The following is an 851-nucleotide window of genomic DNA, read 5'->3' as shown; positions in this document are numbered from 1 at the left end:
TGGCAGCGCCGCCCGCCAAAAGCTGATCGAGAAGCTCATTCGGTATGGCAGGTTCTTTGCGTCGTGACATAGTGGGACTCCTTGTTGCCCATTATGCCCGGCCACACACGGAAATCCTGACAGTCCCGTTCTCGATCGATCGAGCCGCTACGCCACGGCGAGGGTGCTAGCCCGGCATAAGCAGCAATCTGGCGCCGGTTGTCGAAATGCCGGAACAGCCCTTCGCTGGCGAGGACGTTCGCAAACTCCGGGCCTATGCCCTTGAGCATGGTAAGCGTGGCTTGCGGCAAAGTCTCGGACATGTCGTCACGCTCGGCCTCAACGCATTTGATCTGCTTGTCGAGTAGTTCAAGACGATCAAGCTCGCGACTGAGCTGCGCCTTGAGATGCGAAGGCAATGGCTTACCGTCGCCCGTCTTCATCCCCTCAAGGCGTTCACGCCGCCCCCGTCGGTTTGGCTCATAACCCCGAATACCGACGCTGAAGAGCAGGCCTTTGATGCGGTTTGTGTGCAGCGTGCGTTCCTTGACGAGCACCCTGCGTTCCCGTCCGATCCGCCGGCGGTCCTCGTCTTCGACCGTTGGCACGCGAACCATCGAACATACCCTTGGCTCACCGCGTATCCATGCCATCAAGGTACGAACCAGCGCCTCGCCATCAATCCTGTCAGTCTTGGCCCGTCGGTGTCGGCGCGACACTGCAATCGAAGCGGCATCGACCACATAGCCCAACTTGAACAGTGCTTTTGGAAAAGGCATTTTTGTTCAATGACATGCACGCACCGGCGCGAGTGTTACCACTACATTTTTGGGTTTGGTTGAGCTTGCAGAGGCTTAGGTTCGCGGCGGCAG

1 pseudogene is annotated in these 851 nt (G+C 58.6%); it reads right to left on the bottom strand.

The features are described 5' to 3' along the window. Window positions 1-125 precede the first annotated feature (125 nt). Window positions 126-725, bottom strand: a pseudogene (locus CG471_RS29870) (transposase); the annotation flags it as partial. Between the last annotated feature and the right edge of the window lie 126 nt (window positions 726-851).

This window comes from Sphingobium sp. IP1 (genome assembly GCF_002708645.1).
GTDB classification, from domain to species: domain Bacteria; phylum Pseudomonadota; class Alphaproteobacteria; order Sphingomonadales; family Sphingomonadaceae; genus Sphingobium; species Sphingobium yanoikuyae.
Note: the sequence above shows the minus strand (reverse complement) of the source record. Positions and strands in the feature narration are given on the sequence as shown.